Genomic DNA, 19,225 nt, shown 5'->3' with positions numbered 1-19,225 from the left:
TAATGAATAAAAGCTTAGTTCAATTTTTTTAGCGCTTCTTTGACATAATTGGCATTCGAACTATTTGGCGATAATTCCAGAAAGCTCATGTAAGCTTTTTTGGCTTTCTCATTTTCATTCAATAACGCCCGGGCATCACCCAGGTTCAAGTAAGCAATTGAGCGGGAAGGATCAATCTGCAAAGTATTTTCAAACCAGCGCGCTGCCTCTGCATATTTTTGCTGTTTAAAATAAACAAAGCCCAGATTGTTTGCCGCCAACCCAAAGTCAGGCCTGTATTTCAAAGCTTCAGTGAATGCAGCTTCTGCCTGTGCATATTGCTTCTCTTTATATAATTGCAGCCCATGGTCATTGGCTCTTTGTGCGAGTTGACGTGATGAGCCATCCACCATTTTGGGTGCAGCGATTTTCTGTTCGCCACCTGTCAGGTTTTTGATGACTATCGGCGCATCTGCACCTGCTTTGGCTGCGCCATCCAGTTTGTTATTGAGAGCAATGGCATCAGCAGATAACTGATTGGTTTTTGCATTCAGGAACTCTCCCTCTCCTCTTGTTTCAAAAACAAATTCACCACCTTCAGAACCTGGCAAGCTGCCAAATGCAGGTGTTTGCTGCGACACGCTGGACACAGCGGGTGCAATATAGGCTGCCAACTCTGTCGCTGTAATCATGCCATCGCCATTCATGTCTGCCTTGCCACTCAGGGCTTGCAGCAAAGTCCAGGTGAAGACGGAGTGACCATTCGGTCCGCCATCGGCAACCAGTTGATCGGCACCACCCGCCGTCAGCATTTGACGGCCCAGTCGCTTGCTATTTTCACGCAGGAATGCGCTAGTTCCGCCACCGCGCGTCAGCCCCAGCCCGCTGTAACAGGCATCCATGACAAACAGAATATGTTTAGCATTGAGACTCTCTGCGATATTCTGCAAATCCGTCATGGGGATGGCATCGACAGACAATTGTTCAGGGTCAGAATCAACGGGAATGATATAACCCAGGTTACGTCCAGAACTCAGCTTTCTGGTTGCACCATGGCCTGCAAAGAAGACGAAGACCCTGTCATCTTTTTTCAATTGCCCATGTCCCAGTTTTTCATGGAACAAGGCGAGGATATTATTGCGGGTCGCATCTGCATTGGTCAGTGTCAGTACTTTGTCACCGGCAAAGCCCATGCGATTAATCAGTGTATCGCGGATAGCATTGGCATCCTGCACTGCATATTGCAGCTTGGGCCATTTTGCATAGTCATTGATGCCAATGACGATAGCCCAGCTATTTTGATAGTCGGTACTGATACTGACTTTTTCTGGGGTTGGCTTGCCACCTTTGGCAATCTTGAAGTCCACGCCATCCCAAGAGGCAAAGCTATAACCATCGGCAATCAGTTTATCGAGTACCAGCGGCAAGGCCTTTACCGTGCGTTCATGGATATCATGGAAAAGAATGATGCCGCGCTGCTCTTTTTCCAAAGTGCCAAGTACACGGCCTGCAATCGAATTAGGCACAGGGTCAGCCCAATCCAGGGAATCAATATTCCACATGACCGAGCGCAAGCCCAGCTTGTGCAGGATTTGCATACCTTCTTTATTCTTTGCACCGTAAGGGAAACGGAACAGAGCTGATCGTGCCGGGTCTATGGCCTTCAGCAGTTTATCTGTCTGCTCAATTTCTGCGTTCAGATTATCGCCGCTTTGCTTGGACAGCAAAGCGTGGCTGAAACTGTGATTGGCCAGCACATGGCCTGCGCTCAACAGTTTCTTGCTGGTCGCCGCATTTTTATTCAGCGATTCTTTGCCCTGTGCATCAACACTGCCGACGTTCTTGCCAACCTGGAAAAACACGCCTGGCACATTGTATTGCTTGAGTATCGCTGCAATTTCATCGGTATAGGTTGCATGTGGGCCATCATCGAAAGTCAACACCACGGTTTTTTGTGGCAAGCCTTGACCGAAAATTTCTTTGTCTTTTTCGTCGGCTGCTTCCGGTTTTTCCGGGTAAGGCAGGATGAAGCCGTAATCCTTGAGGATTTGTTCGCGGTTATACAACTTGCGCAATTTGACGATGTAGTCATCCCAGCGTTCACGCTTAAGTTCTATGGAGCGGGATTCAAATCGTGAGAAAATTTCTTTGAGTTCTTTGTCGTATTCTTTTTCAATATCACTGAGTGCATTCAAGTCATCGGTAACACGCTTGTGCAGCTTGATAGCTGGCAGGGTCTGCTCTGTAGCTATCAATGTTTGCATTTTAAGCAAAACTTCGCGGAATGCGAGACGATCTGCATCGTATAAATCTTCGCCAGATTCTATATAGGTCAGGATAGTGTCAAAACTGGCTTCGCGTTTGGCATTGCTGAGTGACTTCAGCTTGCCGAAAAAAGTATCCAGATCATTAAGCCTGACCAGATTTTCATGGAACAATGCCTGCCCTACCCGGTTTGCCTCATTGCGCTCTTTGGTAGTAAGCTTTTTCTCGTCAGCCAACAAGATGATAATCTTGCGATACGCGACCAATAAACCATTCAAATCTTCTGGCAATTTGGCAGGATCAAATGTGTCTTTTTGCTCAAGCTGAGAGCTTACTGCTTTGCTCTCTGGAGACTGGCTAGTTTTTTGAACGACAAAATAAGAAGCTACAGCTACGCCGACTACTGCAACGGCAGACAAGATAAGTTTTTGAGGTTTCATCAGGAGAAATGCAGACTGGCAATTAACAAACAAGCGATATCATATTGCAAATGCCGTGCTGCATGGTGGCTTAATGTGCTGCTGCAGAATGAACTGTAAAGTTTTTTTGTAACTATTTACCCAGTTTCTCCAAGTTTTTAGCGGCCTCACGGTAGCTCAGGCCAGAAAACCGACTCTGATTTTCTTGCAAAAAGTTTCTTACGACAACTGGATCATGCCAGGCATAGTCACGCAAGGCCCAGCCTATCGCTTTACGGATGAAAAACTCTTTTTCGTCTGCCAGCGCCAGAGCATAGCTAAATAATCTGTTCACATCGGTCTGTTCGCGCCAACCTAACTGATGTAATAAGGCGATGCGCCTTACCCAAAAATCGGGATGTCCAAGAGCTTTATCCATGCCAGCTTGTATATCCCGGCTCGCCGTCAAATTTTGCTGCAATACGTCGCCGACAACACCAGCCAGACCATCGACAGTATCCCACCAGGATTTTTGCTGCACCAAAGTGAGCAAGGCTGGCACATCTTCCAAACGTAAACGCCGGTAATGCTTGGCCAGGATATCCACTGCCAGATACTGATATTCGCGCTGTTCACAGGACCACAAGCCATTTGCGATCTGTAAAAGTTCATCCGCATCAGCCGTTTTCAATTGCTGGATAATATCAATACACGCCTTGCGCCTTTCAGGTGCGGGAATACCCAGAAATTCACAACGGTTTTTCATATAGGCACGCATGGCTTGTGCCCTTACCGGATCGGCAAGCGACGATAAGCTATGCTGACATTGACTGATAATTTCTTTCATACCAATTGCTCCAAAAATTGTGAAGATGCCGCAAAAAAAAAAAACAGTCTTAAAAGAATCAGGCGCGCTCAAATTCTTTCAAGCCCATATTCTTTTATGTTAAAGTCATCACGTTTTGTTCATTTTTTACCGCCGCTTTTCGTCTGCACTTCCCCCAGCGCAGCAGTCGTCTCATGTTCGCGGCCATACCTGAAACACCGCAGCACGCCATCAAGAATCGTCCCCTGTCAGAATTCAACACCGATGCCGCCGCCGTAAGGGCCATTGCTCAGGCGACTGTCAGCGTGGAATTGCTTACGATACCGCTGTACATAAATTCCATGTATTCGATCTACGGCACGCATCAAATTAATTCCAAGGGTAACAATTATTATAAAGGCCGCCAATGGCCAGGAATGGCGACCACGGCAGACGCCAGCACAGCCAATGAGCGTGGCTGAATTTGTTACGGGCCAGACAAGCACACCATACCTTGCATTGTTGATCTGAGGGACACCAACAGCTATAAGGATGTCAGGGTCAATCTGGAGTCCCTGAACAAAAATCAGATAGAACTGTTTTTGGCAATCGAGCAGCCAGAGAAGCAGGCGCGCGAAGAATTGCGCCACAATGCCGATAAGTACTTCCCTGATGTACCACTGGCCGACTGGAACTCTGACAAGGGATTTGCTGACCTGCCGCTGTTCGGCACCATTGGCTATATGTATGAATGCTATGCCAGATACATCAGCATGGAATATACAGATGGTCAGACACTATGGGAAAAACTCTTTGATAACAACGCAGTGCAAAAAGACATGTTCAATGTCCACAGCACACCCAAACAGCCGAACGACTGTCATCCGCAAAAAGAATACCCGCAATTTGACACCTTGTTCGGCCCTGAAGATCTTGATGGCGGCATGGCAGGTTCACAAAACAAGGCCATCGATATGATGTGCGCCATTACCGATCAGGGCGAAGGTAATTCCGCAGGGATCAAGCACTACCGTCGCACTCAATTATTGCGTGCCGTACAGCCTGACTATCGTGAGTCCGACGAAGCCTTGAAGCTTGATTATCCTGCGTATGACGGTGACGGCGAGTTAGCGGCATCGAGAGATGCTGCAGCACGTTTCCACAGCGCGGCATTTGATCACTATGAGCACTTCCAGGAAATCAGCAAAGACATACTGCACCCTAAAGTAGCTACATCTGAGCAGTTGTTGACGTGGGAACAATGGCATGCGGTTGCAGGCAATCAGTGGACTGCCTCCATGTTGATCAATGAGGAATATGATGCAGCGTCAGCGCCGCAAGATATCCTTACACCTGATGACGTTGCCGGCGCACTGAATCGCCTGAAAAGTGAATGAGCAAAAAAAAACTGTGCAGATGTTAAGCAGCGTATCTGCAGGTGCCATTTATGGCATTACCTCGGTACTGGACGAGTACTGGACAAACAAGGAAACGAACTTCCCTTATCCATCCATGGTCGGGTCAGGCGACCGCATGTCGATTTGCTGGGCGATCACAGGTTGCTCGCCAGATTTGTCAGTCAGTGTTCCACTACCAGACAAGAATATTTTGTACCACTCTTGCCAGTGCCTGGATTTCAACGCCAACAAGGTAATAGCGTCAGAAGACTCCAATAATCAATGTACTGCCATTGCGATTTATCATAGCTGCCGTGGCTCAAACGGTTGCGAGGCACAGGGTGGCTGCGGTTTTGCCCAGATAGATATAGTTGTTAAGCCGGAAAAAGAAGCGGACAAAGAAGCACTTGTAGCCGCAACTCCAGACCGTGGCTCGCATGGTAATTGCTGCGCTCCTCCTGGACCACCGCCTACAGGCACCTTATATAGCGCACCAAGCGACAACCGCTGTAAGACCTATGGTGGCTGTGCCATGCCCATCTCTGCGTCGCAACTGTTTCCCGCAAGCGGCACAATGACTTTGTATACTTTTGATGATGCGCCATCACATGCAGAGCATCTATTGAACAAGAACATCAATTTCAAGCAAGGTGACAGTGTGTTTGACACGGCCTGGGCGGCCTACAGCACGGTAATGAGCACGCGCCATAAAAACCTGGGGGAAAAGCCCAAGCCAAATGATTTGCGACTGGCTTTGCCACCATCAACCTGATGATTAGCATGCTTGAGCAGCACTCTATGTACATTTTGCAGCCACGTCTGGGCCTGCCCAATCTGGGTCTGGGCGTTGGTCTGCGCAATACCCATTTTGAGCACATACTTGAACATGGTGCCGGAGTCGCCTGGTTTGAAGTGATTACAGAAAATTTCATTGATAACCATGGTTATGCACGTCATGTACTGGAACGCGTAGCGCAAAGCTGTGCTATCGTCATGCACGGTGTTTCGCTATCGATAGGCAGTGCAGATGCGCTGAATTTCGATTATCTAAAGAAGCTCAGGCAACTCGCGAAGGAATTGCAACCTGCCTGGGTATCAGATCATTTGTGCTGGACGGGTGCTGCAGCCATGAATACCCATGATTTGCTACCACTCCCCTTGAATGAGGTCACGCTAGCGCATGTGATTGAACGTGTACGCATAGTGCAGGATTTTCTGGAACGTCCATTGATTATAGAAAACCCCAGTACCTACGTAGAATTTGAACAGTCCAGCATGGTGGAGGATGAATTTCTAAGTCGCTTAACTGAAAAAAACGGTTGTGGGTTACTACTGGATGTCAATAATGTCTATGTGTCTGCCTACAATCACGGCTTTGATGCTGAACGTTATATACGCAACCTGCCTGCGGACCGCATCGTGCAAATTCATCTGGCGGGACCAAGTCATCATGGAGACTATATGATAGATACGCATGATCAGCCAGTACCAACACCGGTCTGGCATTTATATGCAATGGCACAAACCTTGACGGGCGGTGTTTCTACACTGCTGGAATGGGATGCCAATATCCCGGCTTATCCTGACTTGCTGGCAGAACTGGACAAGGCACGCTTGGTCATGACTGGTCATTTTCCAGAGATGAAAATCAATGCTGCATCGGGTTCAAGCATTTCCACACCCGTGCATTTTCAACTGGAAGTACTCAGCACTTCATGAGCCAGCCTGCACCTGATCCATCGCTATCGCAATTACAGCACTGGTTTTTAACGGTGATGACTGCGCCCGGCGGCCTGGCGAGAGGCTTGTCGCTGGCGCAGGAACATCTGGGACTGGAAGAGTCAAGCGTAATCAAGATCACGCCAGGCAAGCGATCGCGCATGCATATTTATGCACGCGGCTACATCCTGCGATTACAGGAATGCCTGCAAGCTGACTTCCCGGTTCTACATCGTTTGATGGGCGATGAATTGTTTAATTTTTTGCCCCTAACTATATCTGGCGACATCCTTCCCGTGCGCCGTCTTTGTATGATTTAGGTGCTGGTTTTGGCAGCTTCCTGCTGCAGAGTCAACCCCAAAATACAGACGCATTAAAAGCTGGCGAAGCAGACCCGCTATCGCAGTTTCCGGTCGAGATAGCAAAACTGGAACGGGCATTTACCGAGGTAATACGGGCACCCGGACTGGAAAATAACCGTAACATCAAAACCCACAATGCGTTTGACCTGCTCATGGGGCTCCATGCAGACATCCATATCCCGGCTTGCGTACGGCTACTGAAAACCAGTTTTCCTTTACTGGCATACTGGGAGCAGGCAAAACATGCACCTGCGGATCAGGATCTACCAACTCCGCCACAACCAGAAACCAGTTATCTTGCATTTACCCGACAGAATTACCGAGTGCAACTGATCCCCCTGCTTGCATGGCAATATCATTTTTTACAGGCTGCTTGCACCAATCCAGATATGCATGAGTGCGCCGTAAAGTCATCACAAGAAACCGGCCTGGATATGAAAGTACTGCTGGCAGATATTTGTCTGTGGCAGCCACAAGCCCAGGCGCATGGCCTGCTGAAGACAGAAGAAGTGACTTTGACCTGATCAAAGCCACTTCTCGAATACGAGATTAACCGGCATTAATCATTGCGGTTTTCCCCTCCCCTTTATTCAACAGGTCTTTTGCAGCGAGTGCGAGGAAAGCATCTACGGCGGAGCTGCTACCACTGCCACCAGTCTGTATGCTTGGCACCATGGCGATGTGACCTTTTTCTATCGCTTCAGCAAAGCGCAGCAAGACTGTTTGCTGGAATTGCAGTTCTGGACCGCCATATGCTTCTACGTTCAATTCAGTTGCTTTCGCCTGCGCTTCACCTATCTGCTGGATTTGGTAAGCCTCGGCATTGGCCAGGGTACGTTTGGCATCAGCAGCACCCGAGGCAACCTGACGTGCTTCCTCAGCTGCCTTGATCGCTTTCTGCACGGCTGCACTACCTTGATTTTCTGCGATCTTGACGGCCAGTTCCGACTCGGTGATGGAAGTCTGTTGCTTTGCCCTGGCCTCTGCCTCACGCAGGATGCGCTCTTGTACAGCGGCGGTTTCTTTGGTTTTGTAAGTTTCCAGTTGCTCCCTGGAGACCTGGCGCTCACGCAATTGCTTCAGAATCACTTCAATCTGCGTGTCGCCAGTCTTGGCACGCGGCGTGCCTATCAATACTTCATTCAGAGTCAGATTATAACCTTCAAAATTCTTGCGCATTTCTGCTTTGGCTCGCTCCTGTATGTCTGAACGTTCTTGCAGTAACTCGATGAGTGTTTTGCCCTGGCCTATGTTCTTGAAATACGCGGCAACCATAGGGTCCAGGGTTTGCTCTACCAGTTTCTGGATATCGCCAAACCTTTGTATGACCAGCGGCGCCATTTTATAGTCGATATTGACAACGACGGATAAAGGCAGGTCAGGTTCAAATGCGTCTTTGGTAATCAGTGAAACTTCACTAAGGTGCTTGTCCAGCTCATGTGAACCCACCTGGCCTGACTGCCATTTCAAAATGAAGTTGGTCGTAGGCACATCGATAACACGTTTAGCATAGGGGTTCAGGGCATATTTGCCAGGCAATAATGGGCTTACCTGTACACCTTTTTCATCACTGCTGACCAATTCGCCGTGACGATAAGCATCCCCTGTTACGTCGTTACCAGCCTTACCGGTATAAGACACCACTACACCTACATAGCCAACCGGCACTACACGTTTTTCCACTATTTCATAACTGGCGAAACGGGCATTCAGATAATAGGTGCCTTCCACCAGCACCTGCAACTGCCGTCCTTTGTAACCGCCTGCTTCTATAAACACTTCTGGGTTTTGAAAGTCATGGTGATAACTATTACCCTCATGCGGATCAGCGCCCACTACAGGTGCAACGATAGTGCCCTCGGGTAAAGACTGCCCTTCATGCGTAGTGATGACTGCCAGCTTATCGTCACGTATCACCAAGGGCAGGAAACCATTACGTGTGCGCAGTTCATCCAGCATTTCTGCCAGTTGTCCGACCACGATGCCATCGTTACTGATATTGCCATCACCAGGCAAAGGTAAGGCATAAACGCGCTCAGCAGTCAGCACCACAAATTGTGCAAGGTTGATCGCGTAAGTACCTTCACGCAGTATCTTGCGTTGCAAACCTTTTTGGCCAGCATTGGTCAGGAAGCTGCGGACATCGGTAAAGTCATTTGCCTCCTTATTGCATGCCAGATTCTGGGTTGGTGCCATGGCCTGCCCATCTCGGGCAAATACATAGGCCAGGGTGCCCTGTTGTATGGTTACCAGGTCATGTCTGTGTATGGAATATTGAAATGGGAAGAACATATGAAAGCCACCGCGCAATACTTCGGGCTGGAAACCGGCTTCGCCATTTAGGGCAATGAATCCATGCTGGACAGAACCGCTGGCCGACCATTTCTTTTCGACGATACCAATTTTTTCATTCGAGATATATACGAGCACATTGCTGCTATACAACAGCCAAATAAGAATAACAACGATGCTTGCCAAAATAATTTCAAACATACATAGCCTCTTCTTTTTAAAAGTTCCGGTTTGTTCCGGACATGCAGCAGCCCTGCTGGCATCTGGTAGATGCCAGCAGTACAACGGGATTTGTTTGGGTAGAGTTACGACATGAGGAGCCTCTCACGCTCCTCATTTGATCAGACGGGTCGTCGTGGCGACTCGATGACAGCAGGTTTTTGAGACTTGACAACTTGCATGGCAGTAGCGATCAGGCCACTCATATCACCCAGGTTAGCTGGAACAATAATGGAGTTATTGGTTTTAGCCAGGTTGCCAAATGCACTGACATATTGTTCTGCGACTTTCAGATTGACCGCATCTGCACCACCAGGTGACTGTATCGCCGCTGCTGTCTTGCGTATCGCTTCTGCACTGGCCTCTGCGATCGCCAGTATGGCTGCAGCCTGACCTTGTGCACGGTTAATCGATGCCTGTTTCTCACCTTCAGACTTGGCAATCGACGCTTCACGCTCACCAGTCGCAATATTGATCTGCTCTTGCTTGCGGCCTTCTGACGCAGCGATCAAGGCACGTTTTTCACGCTCAGCAGTAATTTGCGCCTGCATCGCATGCAAGATTTCTTTTGGTGGTGTCAAATCCTTGATTTCATAACGCAAGACCTTGACTCCCCAGTTGGCTGCCGATTCATCAATCGCATTCACGATGGTGGTATTGATGTGATCACGCTCTTCGAAAGTTTTGTCTAGCTCCATCTTACCGATGACAGAACGCAAGGTGGTTTGCGCCAGTTGCGTGATGGCAGAGATGTAGTTGGACGAACCATAAGACGCACGCATGGCATCAGTAATCTGGAAATACAAAATACCATCTACCTGCAATTGCGTATTGTCCCTGGTGATACAGACCTGCGGCGGAACATCGAGCGGGATTTCTTTCAGTATGTGTTTATAAGCGATGCGATCAACAAAAGGCACCACGATATTCAAGCCTGGCCCCAGCGTGGCATGGTATTTACCTAAACGCTCGACCACCCAGGCGTGCTGCTGCGGCACGACGTTAATGGTCTTGAATATAAACACTATGCCCAATACCAGTAAAACCAGAGCGACTGTACCTATGTTTTCCATTTTTTTACCTTTATTGTTATTCAGATTGTCTTATGTGATTTCAATTATTCTTTGCACTGCTACGACGGTCTTACGATCAAACGGCTACCTTGTACCTCTTCAATAATATAAGCACCGGGATAGCCTGCCGAGTGCTGTAATTCGACATCCCACATCGCGCCGCGATACATGGTTCTCGCGGCAAACTTGCCATTACCTAATTCCTTCCATTCATTGACTTGCAAGGTTTGCCCTATATCCATGTTCACATTTGGGTCTCTGGCCGCATTTGCATTTTCTTTCCAGCCATATTTACTCTTGTGCAAGGCTATGGTTGCGAGCGATCCAACAACAGCAGCAACTATCATTTGTCCTGCTGAACCCAATTGGAAAACAGCAGCCAGAGCACCGGCAACCAAACCAATTGAAATCATCAACAAGTAAAACGTGCCAGTGAACAACTCAAAGATCACAACTACACCAGCCAGTATCATCCACATCATCCATCCGTTCATATTCTTATTCTCCTTATCAGTTTTTGTACTTATTTACTTTGCGACATTTGCATTTTCTACGACTGGCTTATATTTTTCATCGGTAATCGTCATAGAAATTTACCCACAAAAAAGCCCCCGTTACCTGGCGTGGTAACGAGGGCTTTCTCAGGAATTTTGTTGAAGTATTGATTTTCTTTTTCTTAAGTTTCGACATCGGTAGTCTAGTCTTAATTCTAAAAAATACAAGGGGGTTCAATTGAATTATGTTGCGGCGCACCAACAACAAAAACGGGAATTCTTTTGCAAGAAATTCCCGTTTTTTACTTCCAGAGCAGATCTATTTATTTTCCGACTGCAGCCAGTTTCTGCCAGGTATCAATAACAGAATCAGGGTTCAGGGAAATCGATTCTATCCCTTCCTTCATCAGCCATTCAGCAAAGTCTGGATGATCAGATGGTCCCTGGCCGCAGATACCAACATACTTGTCGAGTTTGCGACAGGCGGCGATCGCACGTGACAACAAGGCGCGTACAGCAGGGTCACGTTCATCAAAATCCGCTGCCAGCAATTCCATGCCAGAATCGCGATCCAGACCAAGCGTCAACTGTGTCAAATCATTGGAGCCAATAGAGAAGCCATCAAAGAATTGCAGGAATTCTTCTGCCAGGATTGCATTCGATGGCACTTCGCACATCATGATCAGGCGCAAGCCATTTTCACCACGTTTGAGTCCATTTTTTGCCAGCAGGTTCACGACTTTTTCTGCCTGACCCAGAGTACGTACGAAAGGAACCATGATTTCTACATTGGTCAGCCCCATCTCATTACGCACACGTTTCATGGCCTGGCATTCCATTTCGAATGACTCGGCAAAATCCGGTGCAAGATAACGCGCAGCACCGCGGAAACCCAGCATAGGATTTTCTTCATCCGGTTCGTAGCGCGATCCACCTATGAGCTTTTTGTATTCATTCGATTTAAAATCTGACAAGCGAACAATAACTTTCTTGGGCCAGAATGCAGCCGCAATAGTCGCGATGCCTTCTGCCAGTTTATCTACATAAAAGGCTCTTGGAGAGGCATGCCCACGTGCAACAGATTCCACGGCTTTTTTGAGATCGGCATCAATATTCGGGTATTCCAGTATCGCTTTTGGATGCACGCCGATATTGTTATTGATGATGAATTCCAGGCGCGCCAAACCAACGCCATCATTCGGTACAGACTGGAAGTCAAATGCCAGTTGTGGATTACCGACATTGAGCATGATCTTCAAAGGCAATTTGGGCAATTCACCGCGTACTTCTTCTGTGACCTCGGTTTCCAGCAAACCATCGTAAATCTTGCCTTCATCACCTTCTGCACAAGACACTGTGACCAGGGTGCCATCTTTCAGCACATCCGTCGCATCTTCACAACCGACTACGGCTGGAACACCGAGTTCACGCGCAATAATCGCTGCGTGACAAGTACGACCACCACGATTGGTGACGATAGCGGCAGCGCGCTTCATGACAGGTTCCCAGTTAGGGTCTGTCATGTCGGCTACCAGAACGTCGCCTGGCTGCACTCTTTCCATCTCGGAAGGATCATGAATGACGCGCACTCGGCCGGCACCGATTTTCTGGCCAATCGCACGGCCAGACACCAGCACAGTGCCACTACCTTTGAGCTTGAAGCGCTGCTGTGCATCAGTATGTTTTTGCTGGGATTTGACGGTTTCCGGACGTGCTTGCAGGATGTACAGCTTGCCGTCACGGCCATCCTTACCCCATTCGATGTCCATAGGGCGGCCATAATGCTTCTCGATGATGGTCGCGTATTTAGCCAGCTCTACTACTTCTGTATCATTCAGGGAATAACGGTTACGCAATTCGACCGGCACATCGACTGTCTTAACCGAACGACCAGCCTTGGCTTCTCCTGTGAATTCCATTTTAATGAGCTTGGAGCCAATATTGCGGCGTATGACAGGCAATTTGCCCTGTTCCAGCATAGGCTTATGGACATAGAATTCGTCAGGATTAACCGCGCCCTGTACTACGGTTTCACCCAGACCATAGCTGGAAGTGATGAAAACCACATCCTTGAAACCAGATTCTGTATCTATCGTGAACATCACGCCAGCGGCACCCAGGTCTGAACGCACCATGCGCTGTACACCGGCAGACAAGGCTACTTCAGCGTGTGTAAAACCTTTATGGACACGGTAGGAAATTGCCCTGTCGTTATACAGCGAGGCAAATACGTGTTTCATTGCCTCCAGAATATTGTCAATTCCGACAACATTCAAGAAAGTTTCTTGCTGGCCTGCAAACGAGGCATCAGGTAAATCTTCTGCCGTAGCCGAAGAACGCACGGCAAACGACATTTCAGCGGTAGAGTCAGAAACCAGCTTGTTGTAGAACTCTTCTATTTCCTTGAGCAAACGCGGCTGGAATGGTGTGTCTATGATCCATTGGCGGATATCGGCACCGGCTCTTGCCAACTCTTTGACATCGTCGATATCAAGCCCCTCAAGACGGTCAGCGATGCGCTTTTCCAATGGCAGACCGCCATCGATACTATGTGTCAGGAAATCACGAAAAGCTTGTGCCGTGGTGGCAAAACCACCAGGAACCCGCACACCGGCAGTTGCCAGTTGGCTGATCATTTCGCCTAAAGAAGCATTTTTTCCGCCGACGGATTCAACATCCGTCATGCGTAAATGCTCAAACGAGGCAACATAAGTTGCTTCGGTATTTGCTGCGTTGGACATAACAACCTCTTTTTGATGGTAAGAAATCTTTGCTGTTTAATGCCGTGTTGCTTCGTATCCCGCTGGTTTTTTGTTATTCTTGAGGCGAGCCACGCTTGACATGCTGTTGCAGCATTTTACATTGTGTCCTGCAAGATTTATCTAAACGGAATAAGAATTTGCAGTCTTTTTTGTTTCTAAGAGTACAAATATATTTCGTCCAGTCTATTGCCATTATTTATATAAAATTACTATGTCAGATACTCCCCAGCAAGCACGGCCTGCAGCGAACCGTACCGTTTTTTTCGTCTCGGACGGTACCGGCATCACTGCAGAAACCTTTGGTCACTCGGTATTGACACAATTTGACTTGAAATTTAAACAAGTTCGCTTACCCTTCATAGATACTCTGGAAAAAGCCCACGATGCCGTGCGCAAAATCAATGACGCCTATACGGCTGAAGGCAATCGCCCCATCGTCTTCTCTACTCTGGTTAAAACTGACCTGGCTGGGGTTGTTTTTAAATCCAAGGGTTTGCACATGGATTTGATACAAACCTTTGTGTCACCACTTGAGCAGGAACTGGGTGTCAAGTCCACTCACACCATAGGGCGCAGCCATAACATTACAGATTCTGAAGAGTATAAAAACAGGATAGAAGCCATTAATTTCTCTTTGGCACATGACGATGGTCAGTCCAACAAGAATTTATCAACGGCAGATGTGATACTTGTCGGTGTTTCGCGCTCAGGAAAAACGCCAACTACCCTGTATCTGGCCATGCAATATGGCATCAAGGCAGCAAATTATCCTTTGATCCCGGATGATTTTGAACGCGGTAAGTTGCCATCTGCATTGCCTGAATTTAAAGGAAAGATTTTTGGCTTGAGCATTGCACCTGAACGTCTGTCAGAAATTCGCAATGAACGTCGCCCAGGTAGCAAATATGCATCACTGGAAAACTGCCGCTATGAAGTCAACGAGGCGGAACTGATGATGAAGCGTGAAGGCATACGCTGGTTATCATCGACTGCAAAATCGATAGAAGAGATATCGACCACGATTTTGCAGGAGATTAAATCTGACGTGCGGATTTACTAGGAGGCTGCTGCAAAATTAAGATGGCTAGGCGTCGCCGGCGCTGACAGTACTTTAGTACGGCAAGACGGCGCAACAACGCCAGGTCAATTTTGCGGCAGCCTCTCAGTTTTTGCATCCAGTTGCTGCCGTACTTGTTCAAAAAAACAGATGGCAGCGCTGGCAGCCACATTCAATGATTCTATCGCCGCTTGCTGGGGTATGGTCACTGTACTGGTGGCCATGGACATCAATTCTGGTGAAACACCCTGTCCCTCGTGACCAAATAGCCAAACCACTTCCTGATTCAAGTTGCTTTGATAAATGGTTTGCCTGGTGTGCGAACTGGTCGCCAACACCTGGATAGTGGTATTTCTCAATAGTGCTGGCAAGTCAACATGTTCAAAAATATTCAGTAAAAAATGTGCACCCATGCCTGCGCGCATGACTTTGGGCGACCAGGCAAATGCAGTGCCCGGACTGCAAAATACATTTTTTATGCCTGCCGCCGCCGCGCTGCGCAGGATAGAACCGAGGTTGCCAGGGTCCTGCAAATTGTCCAGCACCACGGAAGATGAAGCCAAAGCGGTTGGAAATTCAGGCGCAGGCGTAGTAATGATAAACATCACACCCACCCCGTGCTCGACCTGGCTTAGCGCCTTGTACAAGGCATCTGGCAGGCAAATGCATTGCGTTCTCTGTTGCTCGCTTTGCGCCAGCACTGCTGCCACCTCGGCATGATGCAGGCTGCTTTCTGCAACGATGCAATACTCTGGTGCGCCAAGATGTTGAAAATAAGCTTCGCAAAGATGCACGCCATCGAGCAAGGTGCGGCCGGCCTTGCGCCTTGCCTGAGAACTGGTGGCTAGCTGTTTGAATTCCTTGTACAGAGGATTATCGCGGGAAGTAATCGATTTCATTTATTTGAGTAAAGCTTTGACAGGCGCGTAAGATTTTCTGTGTATCGGCGATACACCATGCTCGCGCAAACGCTCAAGATGCAAGGCCGTAGGATAGCCCTTGTGCTGATCAAGCGCGTATTGTGGGTAGGTTTCATGTAATTGCATCAAGACATGGTCACGGGCAGTTTTTGCGAGTATGGATGCAGCCGATATTGCAGCTACCTTGTCATCGCCCTTGACAATGGCTTCCGAAGCAATAGACATTACCGGGCAACGATTGCCATCAATCAGTGCCAGTGTCGGTGTGACAGACAAACCTTCAACTGCACGGCGCATGGCCAGCATGGTGGCCTGCAGTATATTGAGTTCATCAATTTCCTGTTCAGAACATTCGGCAATACACCAGGCCAGGGCGTGTTCCTTGATCTCTATCGCCAGCAACTCGCGCTTTGCTTCGCTGAGTTTTTTTGAGTCACGCAAGCCTGCAATGGGCCTATTCGGGTCAAGGATCACTGCTGCGGCCATGACAGGTCCGGCTAATGGCCCCCTGCCCGCTTCATCCACACCGCAAATCACTTCATTTTCATAATCAAACAGGGATAAACCAGTTGTCAGGTCATGCATGGAAAAAGGCTTTCAGTGCCGCAGGGTCTAGATAATAGTGGCAAATTCTTTGCTGGCTCTGCCCATTTTTTTGGCCTACCAGGACGGGCACCAGCTCGTCATACAAGGCCAGTACCTCATCATCCTGATCGACATCGATCACCTTGACGGTGAAGCCATATTCAGGGCTATAGGCTTGCAGTTGCTCAAGCATGTCATCGCAGAGATGACAATAACTGCGTGAATAAAGGGTAAATTGAATCATCATTCCTGCCTAAAGTGGTTGAGATTGCTAACATCATGCGCGTAATGCATTCTCCATGTCTATATTATAAGTCGCCAATATCAGACCTACAAAAGAAAAAAGGCCACCCGCAATGCAGGTGGCCCTCACTTTACTTGAAAAGCTTATTGATTGGTCGGACGTACCGCAACGAATTTAGATACGTCGCCACGTTTGACCAGTAGCAATACTGGTTTCTTTTGATCAACTTTTGCCATAACAGCGGCGAATTCCTTGGCATCCTTGATATCTGCATTAAAGATACGTGTGATGATATCACCAGCTTGCAGGCCTGCACGGGCTGCACCGCCCTCGGCACCTTCCAGTATCACGCCACCACTGACATGCGCATCACGCTTCTGGGCTTCAGTCAGGTCGGTCACTGTCAATCCAAATACATTGGAAGCAGGTTCGGCCTTTTGCTTTCCAGTTTTTACCGGTGCTTTTTCTGCATCTGCTTCGGCGACAGTGACGACTATATCTTTTACGCCACCTCTGCGCCACACCGTCACTGTTGCCTTGCCACCAGGTTTGATGTCGCCGACGATACGATTCAAGTCCACTGCCTTGTCAATGACAATACCGTTTACTTTTTGAATCACATCCCCTGGCTCAATACCCGCCTTCTCAGCAGGAGAACCAGGCATGACACGTTGTATCTGTGCACCCTGCGCTTTTGCCAGGCCCAAACCATCCGCAATTTCTTTGGTTACATCAATACGTTCTACACCGAGATAACCACGCACTACTTTACCGGCAGATTTAAGCTGTTCAACAACACGCATGGCCTCGTCTATGGGAATCGCAAATGAAATACCCATATAGCCGCCAGAGCGGCTATAGATTTGCGAATTCACGCCTATCACTTCGCCGCGCATATTGATCAATGGGCCGCCAGAGTTACCTGGATTGACTGCCACGTCAGTTTGTATCAAAGGCAGGTAATCACCAGTGTCGCGCGCCTTGGCAGAAATAATGCCAGCGGTCACGGTATTGTCGAGATCAAAGGGGGAGCCTATGGCGATTACCCATTCACCAGCCTTGATCTTGTCTGAGTCACCGATGGTGACGCGGGGTAATTTGCTGCCGTCAATTTTTAAGACGGCCACATCAGTACGACGGTCCGCACCAATAACTTTAGCCTTGAATTCGCGCTTATCTGTCAGCTTGACATAGACTTCAGATGCTCCATCGACGACATGAGCATTGGTCAACACATAGCCGTCCTGGGAAATGATGAAGCCAGAGCCAACGCCGCGCGGAACTTCTTCCTCTTGTTGTTGAGGTGTTTTACGGCCTTTGGGCGTAGGCTGTTGTTTTGGTGTTGGCATAGGCGTGCCAAAGAAGCGGCGGAAAAATTCCTGCATCTGCTCATCTTCAGCGCTCATGCCATTCTGGTTTAACTGAACTTTTTCTGTGGTCCTGATATTTACGACAGCCGGGCCAGATTTCTCGACCAGTTCGGTAAAGTCAGGCAAGCCAACTGTGGCAGCGGCTTCTGCAACAGGAGTGGCATTGATTGCGGTCGGTGCAATAAAACCCACGCAGGCACTCAGGACCAGGGTGGAAGCAATTTTTTCAATTGGAAAAAGTTTATTCGCTTTCATGGTGTCATTCGCTTATTTAGGTTTAAATTCAATTGAGTTCATCACTTGCCGGATCGCGCTGGCGGGTACTTCACCCACGACTGTGACCCAGTATTCAGCATGGCGCTTGCCCATGATGGTCATCGCCCCTTGCTGCAAACTGCCTTCAGTACGGTTTTCGCTATCCGGTTCAATAAAAACAGAAATCGCTGCCAGTCCATCAGAAAAAATCATTTGCACTACCTGATGCGATTTGATCGCTGTTCCATCGCTGTTTTTTGCATTCCCGGCAGCGGGGATCAACCGTTTCATCTCGCGGGTTTTCTTGAAACCGGCTGGCAGGGATTTAACAATCCAACCTGAGTGAATATTGGACTGCACCGTCAGATTTTCAACCTGCCACTGTGCAGTATTTTGAAAAGTAGGTCTTACCCTCTGCTTATCGATGTCGCCAATAGTCAACTGAGTAAACGCGATTTGCTCTATGACTTCATTTTTGGTATTGACCGTTTGCGCACGCAGCAGCAAGCCAGAATTTTTTTCTACACAGAGCCGGTAGCCATAGCGGAAGCCATCACGAGGGTCCAGCAAGTATGTCTGGCAGTCAATACCGGCCACGCGGCTGAGATCGGCTTTTTTTATTGCGTAAGATTCTGGGAGAGATTGCGCATTCGAGGTCAGCAAGGCAGGGAATACTTCTTGTGTTGCATTTTTCTCCACCTGCAAGGTTTTGCTGTCGGGGAGATAGCAGGTTACTTCTTCGTTTTTTCGCAAATACTCACGGGGCTGACCATCCAGAATTTCCAGTTTTTCCAGTTCATTATTTCCATCAAGAACGTGCGTGATTCTGGAGGTTCGGATTTGATTGGCCTGTTGATAAACAAAAGTACCTGAATAATTCATTTTTTGCGCAGAGGCCTGCATTTTACGCAAAACACTGTGCACTTCACGCTTATCGTCAATCGTGTCCTGTGCCATGGCTGGTGCCAACAAACCCAGCAGGCACGCGGACCCAGCCAATGCGATGTTAAAACGCCATACGCACATCAT

18 protein-coding genes are annotated in these 19,225 nt (G+C 48.3%); 7 read left to right on the top strand and 11 right to left on the bottom strand.

The annotated features are described in order from the left end of the window. Positions 1-14: 14 nt before the first annotated feature. A complete protein-coding gene (locus UNDKW_RS12385) occupies positions 15-2,684 on the bottom strand; it encodes a polysaccharide deacetylase family protein (RefSeq protein WP_162058932.1) in 2,670 nt (889 codons plus the stop codon). Between the two features lie 112 nt (positions 2,685-2,796). Further along, positions 2,797-3,489 carry a DNA alkylation repair protein gene (locus UNDKW_RS12380; protein WP_162058931.1) on the bottom strand — a complete coding sequence of 231 codons (693 nt, stop codon included), beginning with the start codon at positions 3,487-3,489 and terminating at the stop codon, positions 2,797-2,799. Positions 3,490-3,662: 173 nt separating this feature from the next. Between UNDKW_RS12380 and UNDKW_RS12375 the strand changes: the two genes are divergently transcribed. Genes UNDKW_RS12375 through UNDKW_RS12350 form a run of 6 tightly spaced genes read left to right on the top strand, consistent with a single transcriptional unit; the run spans position 3,663 to position 7,449 of the window. Continuing rightward, positions 3,663-3,929 (top strand): hypothetical protein, encoded by a 267-nt coding sequence (locus tag UNDKW_RS12375; RefSeq protein ID WP_162058930.1) that lies wholly within the window; start codon positions 3,663-3,665, stop codon positions 3,927-3,929. Then, positions 3,930-4,844 carry a ferritin-like domain-containing protein gene (locus UNDKW_RS12370; RefSeq protein ID WP_162061910.1) on the top strand — a complete coding sequence of 305 codons (915 nt, stop codon included), beginning with the start codon at positions 3,930-3,932 and terminating at the stop codon, positions 4,842-4,844. It abuts the gene before it with no gap. Beyond that, positions 4,837-5,616 (top strand): hypothetical protein, encoded by a 780-nt coding sequence (locus UNDKW_RS12365; RefSeq protein ID WP_162058929.1) that lies wholly within the window; start codon positions 4,837-4,839, stop codon positions 5,614-5,616. The genes UNDKW_RS12370 and UNDKW_RS12365 overlap by 8 nt, the downstream gene beginning before the upstream one ends. A 32-nt stretch (positions 5,617-5,648) precedes the next feature. Continuing rightward, entirely contained in the window at positions 5,649-6,563 is a 915-nt protein-coding gene (locus tag UNDKW_RS12360) for a DUF692 domain-containing protein (RefSeq protein WP_162061909.1), read from the top strand. Beyond that, the gene (locus UNDKW_RS12355; RefSeq protein WP_162058928.1) at positions 6,560-6,883 is read left to right on the top strand and encodes a putative DNA-binding domain-containing protein; all 324 of its coding nucleotides are present in this window, start codon (positions 6,560-6,562) and stop codon (positions 6,881-6,883) included. The genes UNDKW_RS12360 and UNDKW_RS12355 overlap by 4 nt, the downstream gene beginning before the upstream one ends. Then, positions 6,871-7,449 (top strand): hypothetical protein, encoded by a 579-nt coding sequence (locus tag UNDKW_RS12350; protein ID WP_162058927.1) that lies wholly within the window; start codon positions 6,871-6,873, stop codon positions 7,447-7,449. Before UNDKW_RS12355 ends, UNDKW_RS12350 begins: the two co-directional genes overlap by 13 nt. Before the next feature lie 25 nt (positions 7,450-7,474). On the opposite strand, the gene UNDKW_RS12345 is transcribed toward UNDKW_RS12350, so the two are convergent. From UNDKW_RS12345 to ppsA, 4 genes are all read right to left on the bottom strand, one after another. After that, the gene (locus UNDKW_RS12345) at positions 7,475-9,418 is read right to left on the bottom strand and encodes an SPFH domain-containing protein (RefSeq protein ID WP_162058926.1); all 1,944 of its coding nucleotides are present in this window, start codon (positions 9,416-9,418) and stop codon (positions 7,475-7,477) included. Positions 9,419-9,558: 140 nt separating this feature from the next. Then, positions 9,559-10,509 carry an SPFH domain-containing protein gene (locus UNDKW_RS12340; protein WP_162058925.1) on the bottom strand — a complete coding sequence of 317 codons (951 nt, stop codon included), beginning with the start codon at positions 10,507-10,509 and terminating at the stop codon, positions 9,559-9,561. 59 nt (positions 10,510-10,568) lie between these two features. Further along, positions 10,569-10,982, bottom strand: coding sequence for an NfeD family protein (locus tag UNDKW_RS12335; protein ID WP_370529116.1), 414 nt, complete (start codon positions 10,980-10,982; stop codon positions 10,569-10,571). Positions 10,983-11,326: 344 nt separating this feature from the next. Then, on the bottom strand, positions 11,327-13,744 hold the full coding sequence (ppsA, locus tag UNDKW_RS12330) for a phosphoenolpyruvate synthase (protein ID WP_162058924.1): 2,418 nt from the start codon (positions 13,742-13,744) through the stop codon (positions 11,327-11,329). Between the two features lie 232 nt (positions 13,745-13,976). Between ppsA and UNDKW_RS12325 the strand changes: the two genes are divergently transcribed. Continuing rightward, positions 13,977-14,825, top strand: coding sequence for a pyruvate, water dikinase regulatory protein (locus UNDKW_RS12325; protein ID WP_162058923.1), 849 nt, complete (start codon positions 13,977-13,979; stop codon positions 14,823-14,825). 83 nt (positions 14,826-14,908) lie between these two features. On the opposite strand, the gene UNDKW_RS12320 is transcribed toward UNDKW_RS12325, so the two are convergent. The 5 genes from UNDKW_RS12320 to UNDKW_RS12300 all read right to left on the bottom strand — a co-directional run bounded on the left by UNDKW_RS12320 (position 14,909) and on the right by UNDKW_RS12300 (position 19,225). Continuing rightward, complete coding sequence (locus UNDKW_RS12320) at positions 14,909-15,721, bottom strand: RNA methyltransferase (protein WP_162058922.1); 813 nt, start codon at positions 15,719-15,721, stop codon at positions 14,909-14,911. After that, a complete protein-coding gene (gene rnhB, locus UNDKW_RS12315) occupies positions 15,722-16,327 on the bottom strand; it encodes a ribonuclease HII (protein ID WP_162058921.1) in 606 nt (201 codons plus the stop codon). Then, entirely contained in the window at positions 16,320-16,571 is a 252-nt protein-coding gene (locus UNDKW_RS12310; RefSeq protein ID WP_162058920.1) for a glutaredoxin family protein, read from the bottom strand. Before UNDKW_RS12310 ends, rnhB begins: the two co-directional genes overlap by 8 nt. A gap of 143 nt (positions 16,572-16,714) precedes the next feature. Continuing rightward, the gene (locus UNDKW_RS12305; RefSeq protein ID WP_162058919.1) at positions 16,715-18,196 is read right to left on the bottom strand and encodes a DegQ family serine endoprotease; all 1,482 of its coding nucleotides are present in this window, start codon (positions 18,194-18,196) and stop codon (positions 16,715-16,717) included. A 12-nt stretch (positions 18,197-18,208) separates the two neighbouring features. Further along, a complete protein-coding gene (locus UNDKW_RS12300; RefSeq protein ID WP_162058918.1) occupies positions 18,209-19,225 on the bottom strand; it encodes a MucB/RseB C-terminal domain-containing protein in 1,017 nt (338 codons plus the stop codon).

It is taken from the genome of Undibacterium sp. KW1 (genome assembly GCF_009937955.1).
In the GTDB taxonomy this organism is placed as follows: Bacteria; Pseudomonadota; Gammaproteobacteria; order Burkholderiales; family Burkholderiaceae_D; genus Undibacterium.
This window is presented reverse-complemented; position numbering and strand designations above follow the sequence as displayed.

Bases quoted from the DNA above. Each gene is read 5' to 3' on its own strand.
- UNDKW_RS12385 (WP_162058932.1), bottom strand. From the start codon at position 2,684: ATGAAACCTCAAAAACTTATCTTGTCTGCCGTTGCAGTAGTCGGCGTA.
- UNDKW_RS12380 (WP_162058931.1), bottom strand. From the start codon at position 3,489: ATGAAAGAAATTATCAGTCAATGTCAGCATAGCTTATCGTCGCTTGCC.
- UNDKW_RS12375 (WP_162058930.1), top strand. From the start codon at position 3,663: ATGTTCGCGGCCATACCTGAAACACCGCAGCACGCCATCAAGAATCGT.
- UNDKW_RS12355 (WP_162058928.1), top strand. From the start codon at position 6,560: ATGAGCCAGCCTGCACCTGATCCATCGCTATCGCAATTACAGCACTGG.
- UNDKW_RS12345 (WP_162058926.1), bottom strand. From the start codon at position 9,418: ATGTTTGAAATTATTTTGGCAAGCATCGTTGTTATTCTTATTTGGCTG.
- UNDKW_RS12340 (WP_162058925.1), bottom strand. From the start codon at position 10,509: ATGGAAAACATAGGTACAGTCGCTCTGGTTTTACTGGTATTGGGCATA.
- UNDKW_RS12335 (WP_370529116.1), bottom strand. From the start codon at position 10,982: ATGATACTGGCTGGTGTAGTTGTGATCTTTGAGTTGTTCACTGGCACG.
- ppsA (WP_162058924.1), bottom strand. From the start codon at position 13,744: ATGTCCAACGCAGCAAATACCGAAGCAACTTATGTTGCCTCGTTTGAG.
- UNDKW_RS12325 (WP_162058923.1), top strand. From the start codon at position 13,977: ATGTCAGATACTCCCCAGCAAGCACGGCCTGCAGCGAACCGTACCGTT.
- UNDKW_RS12320 (WP_162058922.1), bottom strand. From the start codon at position 15,721: ATGAAATCGATTACTTCCCGCGATAATCCTCTGTACAAGGAATTCAAA.
- rnhB (WP_162058921.1), bottom strand. From the start codon at position 16,327: ATGCATGACCTGACAACTGGTTTATCCCTGTTTGATTATGAAAATGAA.
- UNDKW_RS12310 (WP_162058920.1), bottom strand. From the start codon at position 16,571: ATGATTCAATTTACCCTTTATTCACGCAGTTATTGTCATCTCTGCGAT.
- UNDKW_RS12305 (WP_162058919.1), bottom strand. From the start codon at position 18,196: ATGAAAGCGAATAAACTTTTTCCAATTGAAAAAATTGCTTCCACCCTG.
- UNDKW_RS12300 (WP_162058918.1), bottom strand. From the start codon at position 19,225: ATGATGTGCGTATGGCGTTTTAACATCGCATTGGCTGGGTCCGCGTGC.